This is a genomic window from Streptomyces sp. NBC_01089 (assembly GCF_045162975.1).
Taxonomy (GTDB): Bacteria; Actinomycetota; Actinomycetes; order Streptomycetales; family Streptomycetaceae; genus Streptomyces.
Genome location: NZ_CP108660.1, coordinates 7,160,211 through 7,175,824, shown reverse-complemented (window position 1 = coordinate 7,175,824; position 15,614 = coordinate 7,160,211). Strand labels below are relative to the sequence as shown.

The window sequence follows — 15,614 nt, the reverse complement described above, 5'->3', positions numbered from 1 at the left end:
GACAGAGAGCGGGAACACACGGGGACGCCGGGGCCGGAGGAGCGGCTGTGTTCCGAGGATCCAGAAGACACGCCACCGGCTACGACGTACCAATACGGCCCGCCGCGCACTGCCTCCCATCCGGACTTTCACCGTCGGTCCAGGAATTACACCTGGTCAACCGCCCGCTGGATGCGGACGGGTCGCGGACTATAACCGCCGGTTCGGAATTACACCGACCCCGGAGTGCGCTGCTGCTGGTACAGCACAAGTCTGCCACGTCCAGCCGTCGGCCATGCGGGCGACCTGATGTGGGCTGGCTCACAGACACAGCGACCGGCCGGTCACTGTCCGTGGCGCGGGCTGTGCTGCTGCCCGTGCAGCCGCCGCTGCCGGAGCCCATGCCGCCGCCGGTGCCGGAGTCCGTGCCGCCGCCCACGCTTGCGCACACCCTCAGGCGCTTGCGCGCTCTCAGCCGCCGAACAGATCGTCCTGCGCCGCGTCCCGCGCGGTGAGCAGCGCGCCGTGCAGCACGGCCGCGCCGCCCAGCTCCCCCGCCCGTACTTCGGTACGCAGCGGGGAGAGCGCGGCCAGCCGTCGCTCCACCCGGGCCGCGAGGTCCGCTCCCCCCGCGTGGCCGATCTCGCCGCCCAGCACCACACAGCCCGGGTCGACCACGGCGACGACGGCCGCGGCCCCGACCGCGATGTGGCCCGCCAACGCCTCCAGGAAGTCCTCGCCGCGCCGGCCGGCCGAAGGGGCAGCCCGTACGGCCGCGGCCGCCGCGGGCTCCTGCGGCTCCGGCTCCGCGGTGAGGTCGTACCGGTCGGCGAGTGCCCGGATCGCGGCGCTGCCGGCCAGGCCGTGGAACCCGTCACCGCAGTCGGTGGCCGACGGGAGTCCGTCGCCGGGCACCGGGAGGAAGCCGACCTCCCCCGCACCGCCCGACGCGCCCCGGCGCAGCTTCCCTTCGAGTACGAGGGCGGCTCCGACGCCGTGGCCGAGCCAGAGCAGGACGAAGGTGTCGAGGCCGCGGGCCGCACCGCTCCGCTGCTCGGCGAGCGCGGCGAGATTGGTCTCGTTCTCGACCAGGACCGTGGCGGGCAGCCGCTGCTGCAGCGCGCCGACCAGGCTGCGGTGCCAGGCGGGCAGGCCGCTGGTGTCGCGCAGTTCGCCGGTGGCCGGGTCGATGAGGCCGGGAGCGCCGATCCCGACGCTGTGCAGCCGCGCGGCACCGGCCTCGCGCACGGTGCGCTCCAGCAGGGCGGCCGCTTCCTCCACGGCGTCGGCGGGACCGGGCCCCGCACCGTGGCCGACGGGCAGGGTGGCCTCGGCCAGCACCGCGCCGACCAGGTCGGTGACGGCCACGGAGACGCTCCCGGTCCGTACATCGAGGGCCGCGAGGTGCGCCCGGTCGGCGACGATCCCGTACAGCCTGGCGTTCGGACCGCGGCGCTCAGCGCCCGCCTCGCCGACGACCCTGACCAGCCCGGCCGTCTGCAGCCGCTCGACGAGGTCGGCGACGCTCGGCCGGGAGAGACCGGTGAGCGTCTTGAGCTGTCCGGCCGTCAGCGGGCCCTGCCCCTGGAGCAGGTCGAGGGCGGTGCGGTCGTTGACGGCCCGGACGGTCATCGAGGATGCGGGCATGCCGGGATCCTTCCAGATCTATTTATCAGGCAGGTTGCCTGATAGTTTACGGCCCGGCCCCGCACCGCACCGGTACCGGGAGCCGTGGCAGGGGTAAGGACAGGACACCAGGCTCGGGAGGGCGCATGACCGGCGAGGCGGGCTTCGGCCTGCGGAGGGTGCGGCGGGCGCGGTATGCCCTGGCTGCCGTGTTCTGCGTCCATGGCGCGGTGACCGGCAGCTTCGCGACCCGTGTGCCATGGATCCAGGAGCACGCGGGGGTGAGCGCGGGTCAGCTCGGCCTCGCACTGGCTTTTCCGGCGATCGGGTCGTCGCTGCTGATGCCGGTGTCGGGTGCGATCACCCACCGGTTCGGGGCCCGCAACGCGCTGCGCGGACTGCTCGCGCTGTGGACGCTGGCGCTGGCTCTGCCTGCGTTCGCGCCGAACCTGGTCACGCTCTGCGCGGTGCTCTTCTTCTACGGGGCCGCCGCGGGCATGGCCGATGTGGCGATGAACGCGCTGGGGGTGGAGACCGAGACCAGGCTCGGCCGGTCCATCATGTCCGGGCTGCACGGCATGTGGAGCGCGGGCGCGCTGATCGGCTCGGCCGCCGGCACGCTCGCTGCCCAGCTGGGCAGCGACGCCAGGCTCCACCACTGCATCGCCGCAGCGGCCCTCACCGTGCTGGGACTCGCCGCCTGCCAGGGAGTGCTGGACCTGCGGAGCACCTCGGAGGAGACACCGCCGCCGCGCTTCGCGCTGCCGCCGAAATCCGCGCTGGTCATCGGCGCCGTCGGCTTCTGCGCGGTCTTCGCGGAGGGTGCGAGCCTCGACTGGTCGGCGGTCTTCCTGCGGGACACGCTGGACACATCGGCGGGCGTCGCGGCCGGTTCCACCACCGCCTTCTCGCTCACCATGGCGGTGGCCAGGCTCGCCGGGGACCGGGTGGTCGACCGGTTCGGCGCGGTACGGACGGTACGCAGCGGCGGGGTCCTGGCCACGCTGGGCGGGCTGCTGGTCGTGCTGGCACCCAACCCGTTGGCCGCGATGGGCGGTTTCGCGCTGATCGGGCTGGGGGTCGCGGTGGTCGTCCCGCTGGCGTTCGCGGCCGCCGGGCGGAGCGGACCCAATCCCAGCCAGGCCATCGCGGGCGTCGCGACCATCACGTACACATCGGGACTCATCGCGCCGTCGGCGATCGGCGGCATCGCCAACGCGACCTCGCTGGTGGGGTCGTTCATCCTGGTCACGGTGCTGGCGTTCGGTCTGGTGCTGGCGGCCGGTGTGCTGCGCCAGACACACCGGGTGGTGGCCGAGACCGGTGCGGCCGGCGCGGAGGCCGACGCCCCGCGGCCCTGAATGCCCGCTTCCATGCCATCGGCGCCGGCGAACCCCGTACCCGCTCCGCGCATCGCGCCACTCGTACGGGCGCACTTCAGCACGGCAGCGGCCAGCCTCCCGCCGGCTCCCCGGCCGGAGTGAATGATCGAGGCCGTCTGCCGCCGCGTGCGGCGCTCGCACCGGCCCGACCACAAGTGCCGCTGGAGGATGCCCGCATGGTCCGCTCGTTGCGTGCGGTACTGCCCTCGGTACCCGGCCCGGCGGACCACAGCGACGACGACACCGCCATTCATACGCCGTCCACCCGCAATGTCGTCTGGGCGACGGTGGCCACGACGGCGGTGGGGGTCGCCCTCGTCCTGCTGACCGGGGCCGCGGTCTTCCTTCTCGGGCTGCTGGTGTTCCTGCCGGCGTTCGCCGCGGCGCTGTGCACACCGCGCCAGACGGCACTGGTCTCCGCCTGGGTGACCGCCTTCGTCATCGTGCCGGTGTTCATCCGGTCCGAGGAGCATTTCGTCGACCGGGTGATCCTGGCGCTGTTCGCCATCGGCTTCGGCGCGCTGGCCGTCTACAGCTCCCGGATGCGCATCGCGCGCGAGGGGGCGCTGGTACGGCTGCGGTCGACCGCAGCCGCGATGCAGCGGCAGATCCTGCGGCCGCTGCCGGTGCTCACCGACGACGTTCTCGTGGACGGTGTCTACGAGCCACTGCAGCAGGACAAGCTCGTCGGGGGCGACATCTACGACGTGGCGGCCACCCCTTGGGGCACCCGGGTGCTGATCGGAGATGTCCAGGGGAAGGGGCTGCCCGCCATCGGCATGGCCATCGACATGGTGGGGGCCTTCCGCGAGGCCGCCCACCGCGAGCCGACGATGACCCTGCTCATCGACGCGCTCGAGGCGGCGGTCGTCCGCCACAACGACTACGCGGCCCAGCGCGGCGAGCCGGAACGGTTCGTCACCGCGCTCGTCCTGGGTGTGGGCGCGGGCACCGAGACCCAGGTCATCACCTGTGGCCACATCCCGCCCTACCTGGTCGAGGACGACGTCGTCACTGCCGTCGGCGCGGAGAACGAGCATGTGCCGCTCGGCCTGGCGAACCTGGTCGACGAACCGCGCACAGTGGAGTGGTTCTCGTTCCCTGCGGGGGCCACGCTGCTGCTGTGCACCGATGGTCTGACCGAGGCCCGTTCGCCCGACGGCACCTTCTACCCACTGGAGACGCGCCTTGCGGGCCGCGTCGACATCAGCGTCGGCCGGCTCATCGGTTCACTCGTCGACGACGTACGTGACTTCACCGCAGGGTCGCAGCAGGACGACTTGGCGGTCCTCACCGTCCGCCGCGCCCCGCACCAGGAGGCGTAGCGGCGGTACCCCCGGCTCGGCTCAGCCGCAGGCCACGTCCGCGATGGCGCTGAGCATGATTCCTCAGTATTGCCCCGTGCCTTCGGCTCCCCCCGATCACCGGCCGCTGCCCGGCGGTAAAGGGAGGCTCAGCGTCCGGATTAACATTGCTGTGGCCATTTCTGCCGCGAAGTGCACGAACAGCTGCCAGGCGAGACAGAGAATCAGCAGAGAACTGAACGAATGGGAGCGATCATGGGCGGCCTCGGCGTGCGCTGGACCTTGCACGGCGACGGGAGGACCCCCGCTCCGGGGGCTGTCGTACGCCCCGACGAACGGCTGACCTGGCCGCGTACCGCAGGACTCGGTGCGCAGCACGTCGTGGCGATGTTCGGCGCGTCGTTCGTGGCGCCCGTCCTGATGGGTCTCGACCCGAACCTCGCGATCATGATGTCCGGCGTCGCGACCATGATCTTCCTGCTCGCGACCCGCGGCCGGGTCCCCAGCTATCTGGGCTGTTCGCTCTCCTTCGTGGGCGTCGCGGCGACCATCCGCGCCGCCGGTGGCAGCAGCGCCACCGTCACGGGTGCGGTCTTCGTCGTCGGTGCGGTCCTCTTCGCGGCGGGTCTCGCCGTCCAGCGGTTCGGCGCGCGGATCATCCACGCGGCGATGCCGCCGGTGGTCACCGGCGCCGTCGTCATGCTGATCGGCTTCAACCTGGCACCGGTGACCGCGTCCACGTACTGGCCGCAGGACCAGTGGACGGGCCTTCTGGTAATGCTCTTCACCGGTCTTGCCGTCGTCTGTCTGCGCGGCTTCTGGTCGCGGATCGCGATCTTCCTGGGGCTGGTATTCGGATACGCCCTCTCCTGGCTCTCCGACCAGGTGTTCGGGAAGATCCACTCGGTCGACTCGGCCGGCAAGGTCACCGACCACTGGCGTCTCGACCTCTCCGGGGTGGGCCGGGCCGACTGGGTCGGACTGCCGTCCTTCCACGCCCCGAGTTTCCAGTGGTCGGCGATCCTCGTCGCGCTGCCCGTCATCATCGCGCTGATCGCCGAGAACGCCGGGCACGTCAAGGCCGTCGGAGAGATGACCGGCTCCAACCTGGACGACAAACTGGGCACCGCCATCGCGGCCGACGGTGTCGCCTCCATGCTCTCCACCGGTCTCGGCGGCCCCCCGAACACCACGTACTCCGAGAACATCGGCGTGATGGCGGCGACCCGGGTGTACTCCACCGCCGCTTACTGGGCCGCGGCCTGCTTCGCGCTGCTCTTCGGCCTCTGCCCCAAGTTCGGTGCCGTGGTGGCCGCGATCCCGGGCGGTGTGCTCGGCGGGATCACCGTGATCCTCTACGGGATGATCGGGCTGCTCGGCGCCCAGATCTGGATCAACGGCAAGGTGGATCTGCGCAATCCGCTGAATCTGGTACCGGCGGCCGCGGGCATCATCATCGGCGTCGGCGGTGTCTCACTGAAGATCACGGACAACTTCGAGCTGAGCGGGATCGCGCTCGGCACCATCGTGGTGATCACCGGCTACCACGCGCTGCGCGCCATGGCTCCGCCGCACCTCAAGTCCCAGACGCCGCTGCTGGACTCGGGCACCTCGTCGTACGAAGCGACCGAGCCCGGTACGGGACCCGAGCCGGGCGACGACGCCTGAGGGCTTCCCCTTTCGCCCGTTCTGAGGACGTACGGGCGTGATGCCGCCGTCCGGTTGCCCGCTGCTGCCAGGCTGCCCCCATGGCACAGACGGACATGGCACAGACACAACAGCGCGTGGCCCCGGCCGTCCCCGCCGGGCACTCGGTCGACGGTGTGGCGGCCAGGATGCGCGCCCTGCGGGCGTCGTGGCCGGCCACGGACGGGGTGGCGGTCTTCAACAACGTCTATCTGACGGTCACCGAGGAGGTCGGACAGCGCATCGAGGGACGGCAGTTCCCCGATCCGCGCGGCGCCACCACCCTCGATGTGGTGTTCGCCGAGCGCTATCTGGCCGCGGTCGACGCGGTGGCCGCGGGACACCGGCCGCCCGCGTGCTGGCGGCCGCTCTTCCAGTACCGCCACCATCCCGGCGTACGGCCGCTGCAGTTCGCGCTCGCGGGCATCAACGCACACATCGGTCACGATCTGGCGCTCGCCGTCACCGACTCCTGCCGTCTGCTCGGCTGTGAACCCGCCGCTCTCGAAGGCGACTTCCACCGGGTGGGCGCGATCCTGGAACGGCTGGAGGAACGGATCCGCGAGGACCTGATGCCGGGGCCCGACCTCCTGGAGATCGTCGACCCGCTCACCCATCTGATCGGCTCATGGAGTCTGGAGCGGGCCCGCGACGCCGCCTGGTCGGCCGCCCGGATTCTCTGGAGCCTGCGGGAACTACCGGCACTCGCCGAGGAGTTCACTGCGGGGATGGACGCGAATGCCGGCCTGGTCGGCCGGTATCTGCTCACTCCCCTGCACTGACCCACCCGTGACCCACCCGACGGCACCGGCGCACCCCCTGTGCCGACCACCCGTACGAAGGAGCACACCATGGCGATCCCGCTCGGTCTCGGTCTTCCCCAGATGAAGCAGTACTCCATCGGGCGCGACGTCCCGGCGGTGGCGCGGGCGGCCGATGAGACCGGTTTCGAGTCGCTGTGGGTCTTCGAGCGGATCCTCTTCCCGGAGCCGGCGACCCAGGGGCTGTACGGGGTTCCGGGGCTCCCCTGGCCCGATCAGTACCGCTCGGTGGCCGATCCGCTGGTGACCCTGACCCTGGCCGCGGCGGCGACCGGCCGGGCGCGGCTGGGCACCAGTGTGCTGGTGGCGCCACTGCATGTGCCCTTCCAGCTGGCCCGCTCCCTCGCCTCGCTCGACGCGGCGAGCGGCGGCCGGGTCGTGGCCGGGATCGGGACGGGCTGGTCGAGCGACGAGTACGCGGCGGCGGCCGTGGCCCCGTTCGAGAAGCGTGGCGCGTTCCTGGACGAACTGCTCGATGTCTTCGGGGCGGTGTGGGGCCCCGACCCGGTCGCGTACGAAGGGGAGTTCACCACGATCGCGCCCGCCGAGGTCGGCCCCAAACCGGCCCGCCCCATCCCGGTCCAGCTGCCCGCCGGCGGCCCGCGCGCGCTCCGGCGGCTGGTCGACCGGGCGGACGGCTGGATGCCGGTCGCCCTGGGCCCGGACGCCCTGGCCGATGAGTGGCGCAGGATCCAGGACCTGGCGGGCGAGCGGGGCCGCGAGCGGCCGCTGACCGTGACGGTCCGGGTCAACGCGACACACAGCGTCAAGCCGTACGAGGGCGGGGACCGCAGGCCGTTCCACGGCAGCACCGCGCAGATCGTCGAGGATCTGGCGGCCCATGCGGAGACCGGCGTGGCCACCGAGTTCCTGCTCGACCTCCAGAGCACGAAGCGCGACGCGCACGAACTGACGGACGTGGCGGCCGAGGTGTACGCGGCGGCCCGCGCGGCCGGGATCTGACCGGGCGGAAAACCTGCCGGGATCCGACCCAGCGGGACCCGTTCCCTGCGGGACCTGTCCGGGCAGAAGCCTGCGGGCGGCGGGCTTCGGCCCTCAGTCCTCGGGCAGTTCGACCGGCGCGATCTCGTCGTACAGGTCGCCCGGCCCCGGGTTGGACGCGTCGGTCGTACCGCCGAAGTGGTGCATGACGCCCCAGACCGCGTTGAGCGCGGTCTGCACGGCGCCCTCGGCCCAGCCCGCCGTCCAGGAGATGTCGTCGCCCGCGAGGAACAGCCCGCGCCGGTCCGCGGGGAGCCGGTCCTGCATGAAGTGGGTGAACAGCCGCCGCTGGTAGCGGTAGTGGCCGGGCAGGTTGGCCTTGAACGCGCCCATGAAGTAGGGCTCGTCCTCCCAGGAGACGGTCACCGGGTTGCCGATGATGTGCTTCCGGATGTCCACCTTCGGGTAGATCTCGCCGAGCGACTTCAGCATGACCTCCATCCGCTCGTGCGCGGAGAGCGGCAGCCACTTGAGGCTGTCGTCGCACCAGGTGTACGAGAGGCAGATGGTGGCGGGCTTGTCCGGGCCGTCGTCCAGCAGATAGGTGCCGCGTGTCATCCGGTCGGTGAGCGTCATCGACATGGTGTCGCGGCCGGTGGGATTCCCGTTGTCGTCCAGGGCCTCGTCGAGCCAGAACGGCCGGTCCACCGGGACGAACAGCTTGGACGACTCCATGTAGTGGGTCCGCTCCATCGCCGTCCAGTGGTCGATGGGGAAGAGCGCGTCATCGCAGTCGATCTTGGAGAGCAGCATCCAGGACTGCGCGGTGAAGACCGCGGCCGGGAAGGTGCGGATGTCCCCGGACGCGTCGGTGACGGTGATGCGGTTGCCCGCCGTGCGGTGCAGCCGGGTCACCGCCGGGCGGGGCTCCCCGCCGTGCAGCGATGCGAGGGAGGTACCGGAGGGCCAGTGGACGGTCTTCTGCGGTTCGCGTTCCCAGAGCCGCAGCGGCAGCTGCTGGGATCCCCCGACGATCCCCCGGTGGTGGTCGTCCGCCTCGGTGTAGACGACCCGGAGGATCTCCAGGATGGAGTTGGGGAAGTCGGTGTCCCAGCCGCCGGTACCGAAGCCGACCTGGCCGAAGATCTCCCGGTGCCGGAAGGAGGCGAACGCCTCGGACCCGCAGAGGAAGCCGTAGAACGTCTGGTCGTCGAGCCGCTCGACGAGCCGCGCCCAGATCTCCCGGATCCGCGGCACGTCACGTTCGCGCAGGGCGCGGTTCATGTCGGAGAAGTCCGCGCCCTCCTCCAGGCAGGTGTTCCAGGCGTGCATCACATCGCGGTAGACCTGCGGGAGGTCGTCCACGGATGTGGCGTAGTGCGACTCGCCCTTGAGGTCGACCACCGTCGAAGGGGTGCCGGGCGCCAGCGGGTTGGGGAAGGACCGGGTTTCGAGTCCCACCAGGTCGATGTAGTGCTGGAGCGCCGTGGAGGACGGCGGGAAGCGCATCGCGCCCAGCTCGGCGGTGAGCGAGGGGTCGCAGCCGTCGAAGCCCACGGTGCGCAGCCGCCCGCCGATCCGGTCCGCCTCGTAGACCACCGGCTTGAGGCCCATCTTCATCAGCTCGTACGCGGTGATGATCCCCGAGAGCCCGCCGCCGATCACGGCGACCTCGGCGCCGTGCTCGGTGGCCGGTATCTGGCCGAGCCCCGCCGGGTGAGCGAGGAAGTCGTCGTAGGCGTAGGGGAAATCCGGTCCGAACATGGTGATCGGCGGCTGACCGTCGGCGTGCTGGACAGCGGTGGTGGGCACCGTGGACGTCATGGGGTACGGGCTCCTTGCACGGAAAAGCCGCAGGAACGGCTGAGGTGAGCGGCTGAGGTGAGCGGCTGAGGCGGGCCGCAGAAGTCAGAAGTGGAGGCGGCGGGTGCGCGCGGGGCTCAGACCAGCGAGCGGTAGAGGGCCGGGCGGCGGTCGCGGAGGTACGGGTTGTTCTCGCGTGAGGCCCGCAGCAGTTCGGGGTCCGCGTCGCCGGTGACGAGCTCCGTGCCGCGTCCGGCGCGGGCTCGTACGGCGCCGTCCGGGCCGGCCAGGCAGCTGAGGCCGACGAACTCGAACTCGCCCTCGGGGCCGGTCCGGTTGACGTACGCGATGTACAGCTGGTTCTCGAAGGCCCGGACCGGCACCAGGGACTCGGCCACGAACTGGAAGGGGTGCATCTGCGCGGTGGGTACCAGGAGCAGATCGGTACCGGCGACGGCGTGCGCGCGGACGTTCTCCGGGAACTCCACGTCGTAGCAGATCATGATCCCGATCCGGAGCCCGGCCAGCTCGGCCTGGACGACCGGGGTGTCCCCCGGTGTGAACCACTGCTGCTCGAAGCAGCCGAAGAGGTGGGTCTTGCGGTAGTTGGCCAGGCGGCTGCCGTCGGCACCGATCAGCTGCGCCGCGTTGTGGAGCTGCTCGCCGTGGCGCTCGGGGTAGCCGTAGAGCACCGCGATGCCGTGGCGTACGGCGATGTCCGCGACGGCCCGCGCGCTCGCACCGTCGGCGGGCTCGGCCAGCCGGGGCACGTCGTCACCGATCGCGTACCCGGTCAGGAACAGTTCGGGGGCGACCAGCAGCCCCGCGCCGGAGGCCGCGGCGTCGGCCGCCGCCTCGTCCAGCGCGGTGAGATTCGCCGCGACGTCGCCGGGACGGCCGGAACTCTGGAGCAGGGCGGTGCGCAGCGGCGGCATGGCAGACCTCGGACGGTACAGAAGGGGATTCTGGGGACAGACCGACGGTACGGTCAGCTGCTCCATGGGGACAAGCCACGTCCATTGCGCATGTCCGCACGATTCGTTGCGTCTCGGAGCCCCCGGATGGTGATCCGTTGCGCGGATGGTGAATTGCGTGGGCGGGGGCCCGTCGCGTGCCGCCGGGTTCAGCGGAGCGACAGGGAGACGGCGCCGGCCTCCCGCACCTCGCCGAGGGTGCGGCGGGCGACGTCGCCGAACCCGTCGTCGCCGGTCATGCCGCTCCAGCGCTCGTAGGCGATCTTCGAGGCGAGCGCGGCCAGCTCCGCGGTGACGCGCGCGGCCAGCGCGGGGACGCCGCGGCGTTCGAGCGCATCGGCCATCGAAGCGGTGAGGCCGAGCCCTTTCAGCGCCTCGCGTTCCCGCAGTTCCGGGTTGGCGGCGATCACCGCGTACCGCCGGGCGGCGAACTCACGGCGCTCGGGTGTGAAGACGTCCCTCCCGACCGCGTCCAGGGCGTGGCCCACGGCTTCGATCGGGGTGGCGCCGTCCGGCGCGGCGGCGATCGCCCCGGCCAGCAGCGTGGCCATCCTGTCCCCGCCGAAGAGGACTTCCCGCTTGTCCTGGAAGTGCCGGAAGAAGGTGCTCTTGGTCAGCCCTGCCCGCTCCGCGATGTCGATCACCGTCGTGTTCTCGTAGCCCCGCTCCGCGAAGAGTTCGAGGGCGGCGAGCACGAGTCGCTCTGATGCGTTGGGTTGCCAGCGGGCCATGGGAACAGCGTACGGCACTTGGTCCCGTCACTCATGTAGGGTCGATGAGACCAAGTCCCATCACTCTGTCCGCAGGAGGTTTCCCATGAGCCGAGCTGTCATCCACGAGACGTTCGGAGGGCCCGAGGTACTGGAGTTGCGCGAGGTCCCCGAGCCGCACGCAGGACCTGGCGAGGTCCGGGTCCGGGTGGCGGCCGCCGCCCTGAACCCGATGGACTGGATCCTCGCCTCGCAGCCCGAGGCGGCCCAGCGGTTCGGCATCACCCTGCCGTCCGGCTTCGGGTACGACTTCGCCGGCGTCGTGGACGAGGTCGGCGAAGGTGCCACGGGCTTCGCGGTGGGCGACCGGGTCCACGGAGGCGCGCTGGGCCGGGCCGTGGCCGATTTCGTGGTGCTCAAAGCCCCCGCCGAATCGCCCGACGGGCTCTTCCGTACCCCGGACGGCATCAGCGACACGGTGGCGAGCACGCTCCCGGTGGCCGGTCTGGCCGCCGCGGCCGCCTTGGCCGCGATCGGCGTGCGGTCCGGCGACACCGTCCTGATCGGCGGCGCCGCCGGCGGCGTGGGCGTGTTCGCCGTACAGCTCGCGAGGCTCGCCGGTGCCCGGGTGATCGGGACCGCGTCGGAGAGCACGTTCGGCTTCCTGCGGGAGCTGGGCGCCGAACCCGTGGCATACGGGGCCGGGTTGGCCGACCGGGTACGGGCCCTGGCTCCGGACGGGGTGTCGGCGGCGACCGACCTGTTCGGTACCGAGACGGCCGAGAGCGCGCTCGCGCTCGGTGTGCCGCCCGAGCGGATCTCCACGATCGCCGCGGGGCCCAACCCGCCGGGCGGCGTGCGCGCGACCGGCGGGTTCGAGGCGGAGCCCGGCTCCCTGGAGCGGATCGCCGACGCGGTCCTCGCCGGTACGATCACCGTGCCGGTCGCCGCGACCTTCCCGGTCGAGCGGATGCGTGAGGCGGTGGCGCTGCAGGCCGGACGTCACGTCCACGGCAAGGTCGTGATCACCATGTGAGCGGGGCTCGCGGTCGCTCACCCGCCCGCGCCGTCCGCATGCTCACTCCGGGCCCCGCCGGACGCCTCCGATTCCGCTGGGGGCGAACCCGGGATTCTGGAGTGATGGACTGGCGCAGGCGGGGTAAGCGAGCGGGAGATGACTGAGGAGCCGCCCGTGGTTGTCATGGATTCGCCGTTGGCAGACAGCGCCACGGCCCGCGATGCCGCCAGCCGATTTCTGTCCCAGAACTGCCCCTGGGCCGATGTCGACGCTGTGCTGCTCGTGATCAGCGAACTCGTCGCCAACGCGGCCCGCCACACCGCGGGCTGGTGGCACCTGCGGCTGAGCGCCGAGCCCGGCGTGCTGGTGGTGGAGATGGACGACGACAGCCCGGCGCACCCCGTGGCCCGGGAGCCCGACTTCACCGGCGGCGGCGGCTTCGGGTGGCACATGGTGCTGCGTCTGGCCGGGCGGGTCGAGGTCAGCCCGCGCGCGTCCGGCAAGACGGTCCGGGCGATCTGGTCGCATCCGGCGGCGGAGCCTGCGGTCGGCTGAGGCCGCGGGCCCTGCCGCAGCATGACAGGCAGGCTGGTCTCACTCTTGTCCCCGCCCGGCCCCGGCACGCAGGCTCGTCTCAGTCCTGCCCCCCGTTATGTTTTTCGTGGTCCTGCAATGGGGCCGCTGGCCTCCGGGCTCGGCATGGCTGTGTCCCCCTGTCGAAGGTATGACCTGGGGGGTGGTGTTCACCGGGCCCGGGGGGTGTTCGTCGGAGACGCTGATCAGAGGTCCGGCCACCGTCCGGTCCGGCGCAATGCCGGACAGTTCGCGGGCGGCAGGTCTGCATAACGTGGATGCGCGAGCACGACACCCGAGCCGAGGCCGGCACCGTCAATACCCCGGAAAGGGAACGATGTTCGAGATCGGTGACGTGGGCGTGTTCCTCGGCCTGGACGTCGGTAAAACCGCTCACCACGGCCACGGACTGACCCCGGCCGGGAAGAAGGTCTTCGACAAGCCGCTGCCCAACAGCGAACCGAAACTGCGGGCCGTCTTCGACAGGCTGACCGTGAAGTTCGGCACTGTCCTGGTCATCGTGGACCAGCCCGCCTCCATCGGCGCCCTGCCACTGACCGTCGCCCGCGACGCCGGCTGCCAGGTCGCTTACCTGCCCGGCCTGGCCATGCGCCGGATCGCCGACCTCTACCCCGGCGAAGCCAAAACCGACGCCAAAGACGCAGCCGTCATCGCCGATGCCGCGCGGACCATGCCGCACACCCTGCGCTCGCTGGAACTGACCGACGAGATCACCGCCGAACTGACCGTGCTGACCGGCTTCGACCAGGACCTCGCCGCCGAGGCCACCCGCACCAGCAACCGGATACGCGGCCTGCTCACCCAGTTCCACCCCAGCCTCGAACGCGTCCTGGGACCGCGTCTGGACCACCAGGCCGTCACCTGGCTCCTGGAGCGCTACGGCTCCCCGGCCGCCCTGCGCAAGGCAGGCCGCCGCAGACTCGTGGAACTGATCCGCCCCAAAGCCCCCCGCATGGCACAGCGACTGATCGACGAGGTCTTCGACGCGCTCGACGAGCAGACCGTCGTCGTCCCCGGCACTGGCACCCTGGATATCGTCGTCCCTTCCCTGGCCGCTTCCCTGACCGCCGTGCACACCCAGCGCAGGGCGATGGAAGCCCAGATCAACGCCCTGCTGGAGGCCCACCCTCTTTCCCCGGTCCTGACCTCGATGCCGGGAGTCGGCGTCAGGACCGCCGCAGTCCTGCTGACCACCGTCGGCGACGGCACCAGCTTCCCCACAGCCGCCCACCTCGCCTCCTACGCAGGCCTCGCGCCGACGACGAAGTCATCAGGCACCTCGATCCACGGCGAACACGCACCCCGAGGCGGAAACCGGCAGCTCAAACGCGCGATGTTCCTCTCCGCCTTCGCCTGCATGAACGCCGACCCGGCTTCCCGCGCCTACTACGACAAGCAACGCGCCCGCGGCAAGACCCACACCCAGGCCCTCCTCCGCCTCGCCCGCCAACGCATCAGCGTCCTGTTCGCCATGCTCCGCGACGGCACCTTCTACGAATCGCGGACACCGAAGAACATCGAACTCGCCGCATAACCCCAGCAACCCTGAACCACCCCAAACCCGACAAGGGTGCCTTGACGAAAGACATAGAGGCACCCCCCCCCGCCCGGCACAACGGCTCGTCTCAGTCCTGTCCCGCCCGGCACACCGGCTTGTCCCGGTCTTGTCCGCCGCCCGGCACACCTGCTCGTCCCTGGCCTGCGGTCAGTTCCGCGATCGGTTCCGCGGTCACTCCTGGCCGAGCAGTCCCGTCCGCAGCTGCGCGGTGATCCGGGCCAGCAGCCGGGACACATGCATCTGGGAGATGCCCAGTTCGGCACCGATCTGCGACTGGGTCAGCTCGTCCCCGTACCGCATCCGCAGAATGCGCCGGTCCCTGACGCCGAGCCGGGCTATCAGCGGTTTCAGCACGGTGAGGTTCTCGACGAGGTCCAGACCGCTGTCGGCTTCGCCGAGCCGGTCGGCCAGTGTCCGGGCGCCGCTCTCGGCCCCGTCATCGACGGTGGAGTCGATGGAACCGGCGGTGTAGCCGTTGGCGGCGACCAGCCCCTCGATGACCTCCTCCTCGTCCAGCCCGATGTGCCGGGCCAGTTCGGCCGGGGTCGGGGAACGGTCCAGGGTCTGGAACAGTTCGTCGGACGCCTTGGCGAGGGTGATCCGCAGCTCCTGGAAGCGCCGGGGGACGTGGACGGACCAGCTGGTGTCGCGGAAGAAGCGCTTGATCTCGCCGAGGATGCACGGCATGGCGAACGTCGCGAACTCCACCTCGCGGGACAGCTCGAACCGGTCGATCGCCTTGATCAGCCCGATGGTGCCGACCTGGACGATGTCCTCCATCTGGTCAGAGCGGCTGCGGAAGCGGGTGGCCGCGAACCTGACGAGCGAGAGGTTCAGCTCGATCAGGGTGTTGCGCGCGTACTGATGCTCAGGTGTGCCCTCGTCCGCGGTGCCGAGGGTGGCGAAGAAGAGCCGGGAGAGTTCGCGTGCGTCGTACGGCGCGACCTTCGAGGGGTCCGGCACGTACGGGAGCCGCCCCGGAGCGCGGCCGGGCGGGTGGTCGGCGTACGGGGCGAGTCCGGTCGGGGCCATGGAACCGGTCGGGGCTGGGGATCCGGTCGGGGCTGTGGTCGCCAGGGGCACGGTGTACTCCCTCTCTCGTTCTCCGACAGCTTCCGCAGGTCCCGGCTACCCGTTGCGGACCGCTCCATACACCGGAATCCGGCCAAAGCGTCACCAGCCACGAGCCACCGCCCGCCGGCACTCGGGCGCCGGAA

13 protein-coding genes and 1 riboswitch are annotated in these 15,614 nt (G+C 71.3%); of the genes, 8 read left to right on the top strand and 5 right to left on the bottom strand.

Annotation, left to right across the window (positions count from 1 at the left end):
• Nucleotides 1–102: 102 nt before the first annotated feature.
• Nucleotides 103–233: riboswitch (FMN riboswitch) on the bottom strand.
• Nucleotides 234–450: 217 nt separating this feature from the next.
• Nucleotides 451–1,626, bottom strand: coding sequence for an ROK family transcriptional regulator (locus OG510_RS32305; RefSeq protein ID WP_406141425.1), 1,176 nt, complete (start codon nt 1,624–1,626; stop codon nt 451–453).
• Nucleotides 1,627–1,751: 125 nt separating this feature from the next.
• Here OG510_RS32305 and OG510_RS32300 point away from each other — a divergent pair, with 125 nt between their 5' ends.
• The 5 genes from OG510_RS32300 to OG510_RS32280 all read left to right on the top strand — a co-directional run bounded on the left by OG510_RS32300 (nt 1,752) and on the right by OG510_RS32280 (nt 7,761).
• A complete protein-coding gene (locus tag OG510_RS32300; protein WP_406141423.1) occupies nt 1,752–2,966 on the top strand; it encodes an MFS transporter in 1,215 nt (404 codons plus the stop codon).
• Between the two features lie 197 nt (nt 2,967–3,163).
• The gene (locus OG510_RS32295) at nt 3,164–4,312 is read left to right on the top strand and encodes a PP2C family protein-serine/threonine phosphatase (protein ID WP_406141422.1); all 1,149 of its coding nucleotides are present in this window, start codon (nt 3,164–3,166) and stop codon (nt 4,310–4,312) included.
• Between the two features lie 222 nt (nt 4,313–4,534).
• The gene (locus OG510_RS32290; protein WP_406141421.1) at nt 4,535–5,959 is read left to right on the top strand and encodes a uracil-xanthine permease family protein; all 1,425 of its coding nucleotides are present in this window, start codon (nt 4,535–4,537) and stop codon (nt 5,957–5,959) included.
• A gap of 95 nt (nt 5,960–6,054) precedes the next feature.
• The gene (locus OG510_RS32285; protein WP_406142672.1) at nt 6,055–6,759 is read left to right on the top strand and encodes a DUF5995 family protein; all 705 of its coding nucleotides are present in this window, start codon (nt 6,055–6,057) and stop codon (nt 6,757–6,759) included.
• Between the two features lie 69 nt (nt 6,760–6,828).
• Entirely contained in the window at nt 6,829–7,761 is a 933-nt protein-coding gene (locus OG510_RS32280) for an LLM class F420-dependent oxidoreductase (RefSeq protein WP_406141419.1), read from the top strand.
• Nucleotides 7,762–7,854: 93 nt separating this feature from the next.
• Here OG510_RS32280 and OG510_RS32275 read toward each other — a convergent pair whose 3' ends face one another.
• From OG510_RS32275 to OG510_RS32265, 3 genes are all read right to left on the bottom strand, one after another.
• Nucleotides 7,855–9,564, bottom strand: coding sequence for a flavin monoamine oxidase family protein (locus OG510_RS32275; RefSeq protein ID WP_406141418.1), 1,710 nt, complete (start codon nt 9,562–9,564; stop codon nt 7,855–7,857).
• A 116-nt stretch (nt 9,565–9,680) separates the two neighbouring features.
• Nucleotides 9,681–10,478, bottom strand: a complete 798-nt coding sequence (locus tag OG510_RS32270) for a carbon-nitrogen hydrolase family protein (RefSeq protein ID WP_406141416.1) — start codon at nt 10,476–10,478, stop codon at nt 9,681–9,683.
• Nucleotides 10,479–10,666: 188 nt separating this feature from the next.
• Complete coding sequence (locus OG510_RS32265) at nt 10,667–11,248, bottom strand: TetR/AcrR family transcriptional regulator (protein ID WP_406141414.1); 582 nt, start codon at nt 11,246–11,248, stop codon at nt 10,667–10,669.
• An 85-nt stretch (nt 11,249–11,333) separates the two neighbouring features.
• Between OG510_RS32265 and OG510_RS32260 the strand changes: the two genes are divergently transcribed.
• The 3 genes from OG510_RS32260 to OG510_RS32250 all read left to right on the top strand — a co-directional run bounded on the left by OG510_RS32260 (nt 11,334) and on the right by OG510_RS32250 (nt 14,373).
• Nucleotides 11,334–12,263: an NADP-dependent oxidoreductase gene (locus OG510_RS32260; RefSeq protein ID WP_406141412.1), complete on the top strand. Its 930-nt coding sequence runs from the start codon at nt 11,334–11,336 to the stop codon at nt 12,261–12,263.
• A 165-nt stretch (nt 12,264–12,428) separates the two neighbouring features.
• Nucleotides 12,429–12,800, top strand: coding sequence for an ATP-binding protein (locus OG510_RS32255; protein WP_406142671.1), 372 nt, complete (start codon nt 12,429–12,431; stop codon nt 12,798–12,800).
• A 355-nt stretch (nt 12,801–13,155) separates the two neighbouring features.
• On the top strand, nt 13,156–14,373 hold the full coding sequence (locus OG510_RS32250; RefSeq protein WP_406134985.1) for an IS110 family transposase: 1,218 nt from the start codon (nt 13,156–13,158) through the stop codon (nt 14,371–14,373).
• Between the two features lie 195 nt (nt 14,374–14,568).
• Here the strand turns inward: OG510_RS32250 and OG510_RS32245 are convergent, their stop codons facing one another.
• Complete coding sequence (locus OG510_RS32245) at nt 14,569–15,429, bottom strand: RNA polymerase sigma factor SigF (RefSeq protein ID WP_406142669.1); 861 nt, start codon at nt 15,427–15,429, stop codon at nt 14,569–14,571.
• Nucleotides 15,430–15,614 lie beyond the last annotated feature (185 nt).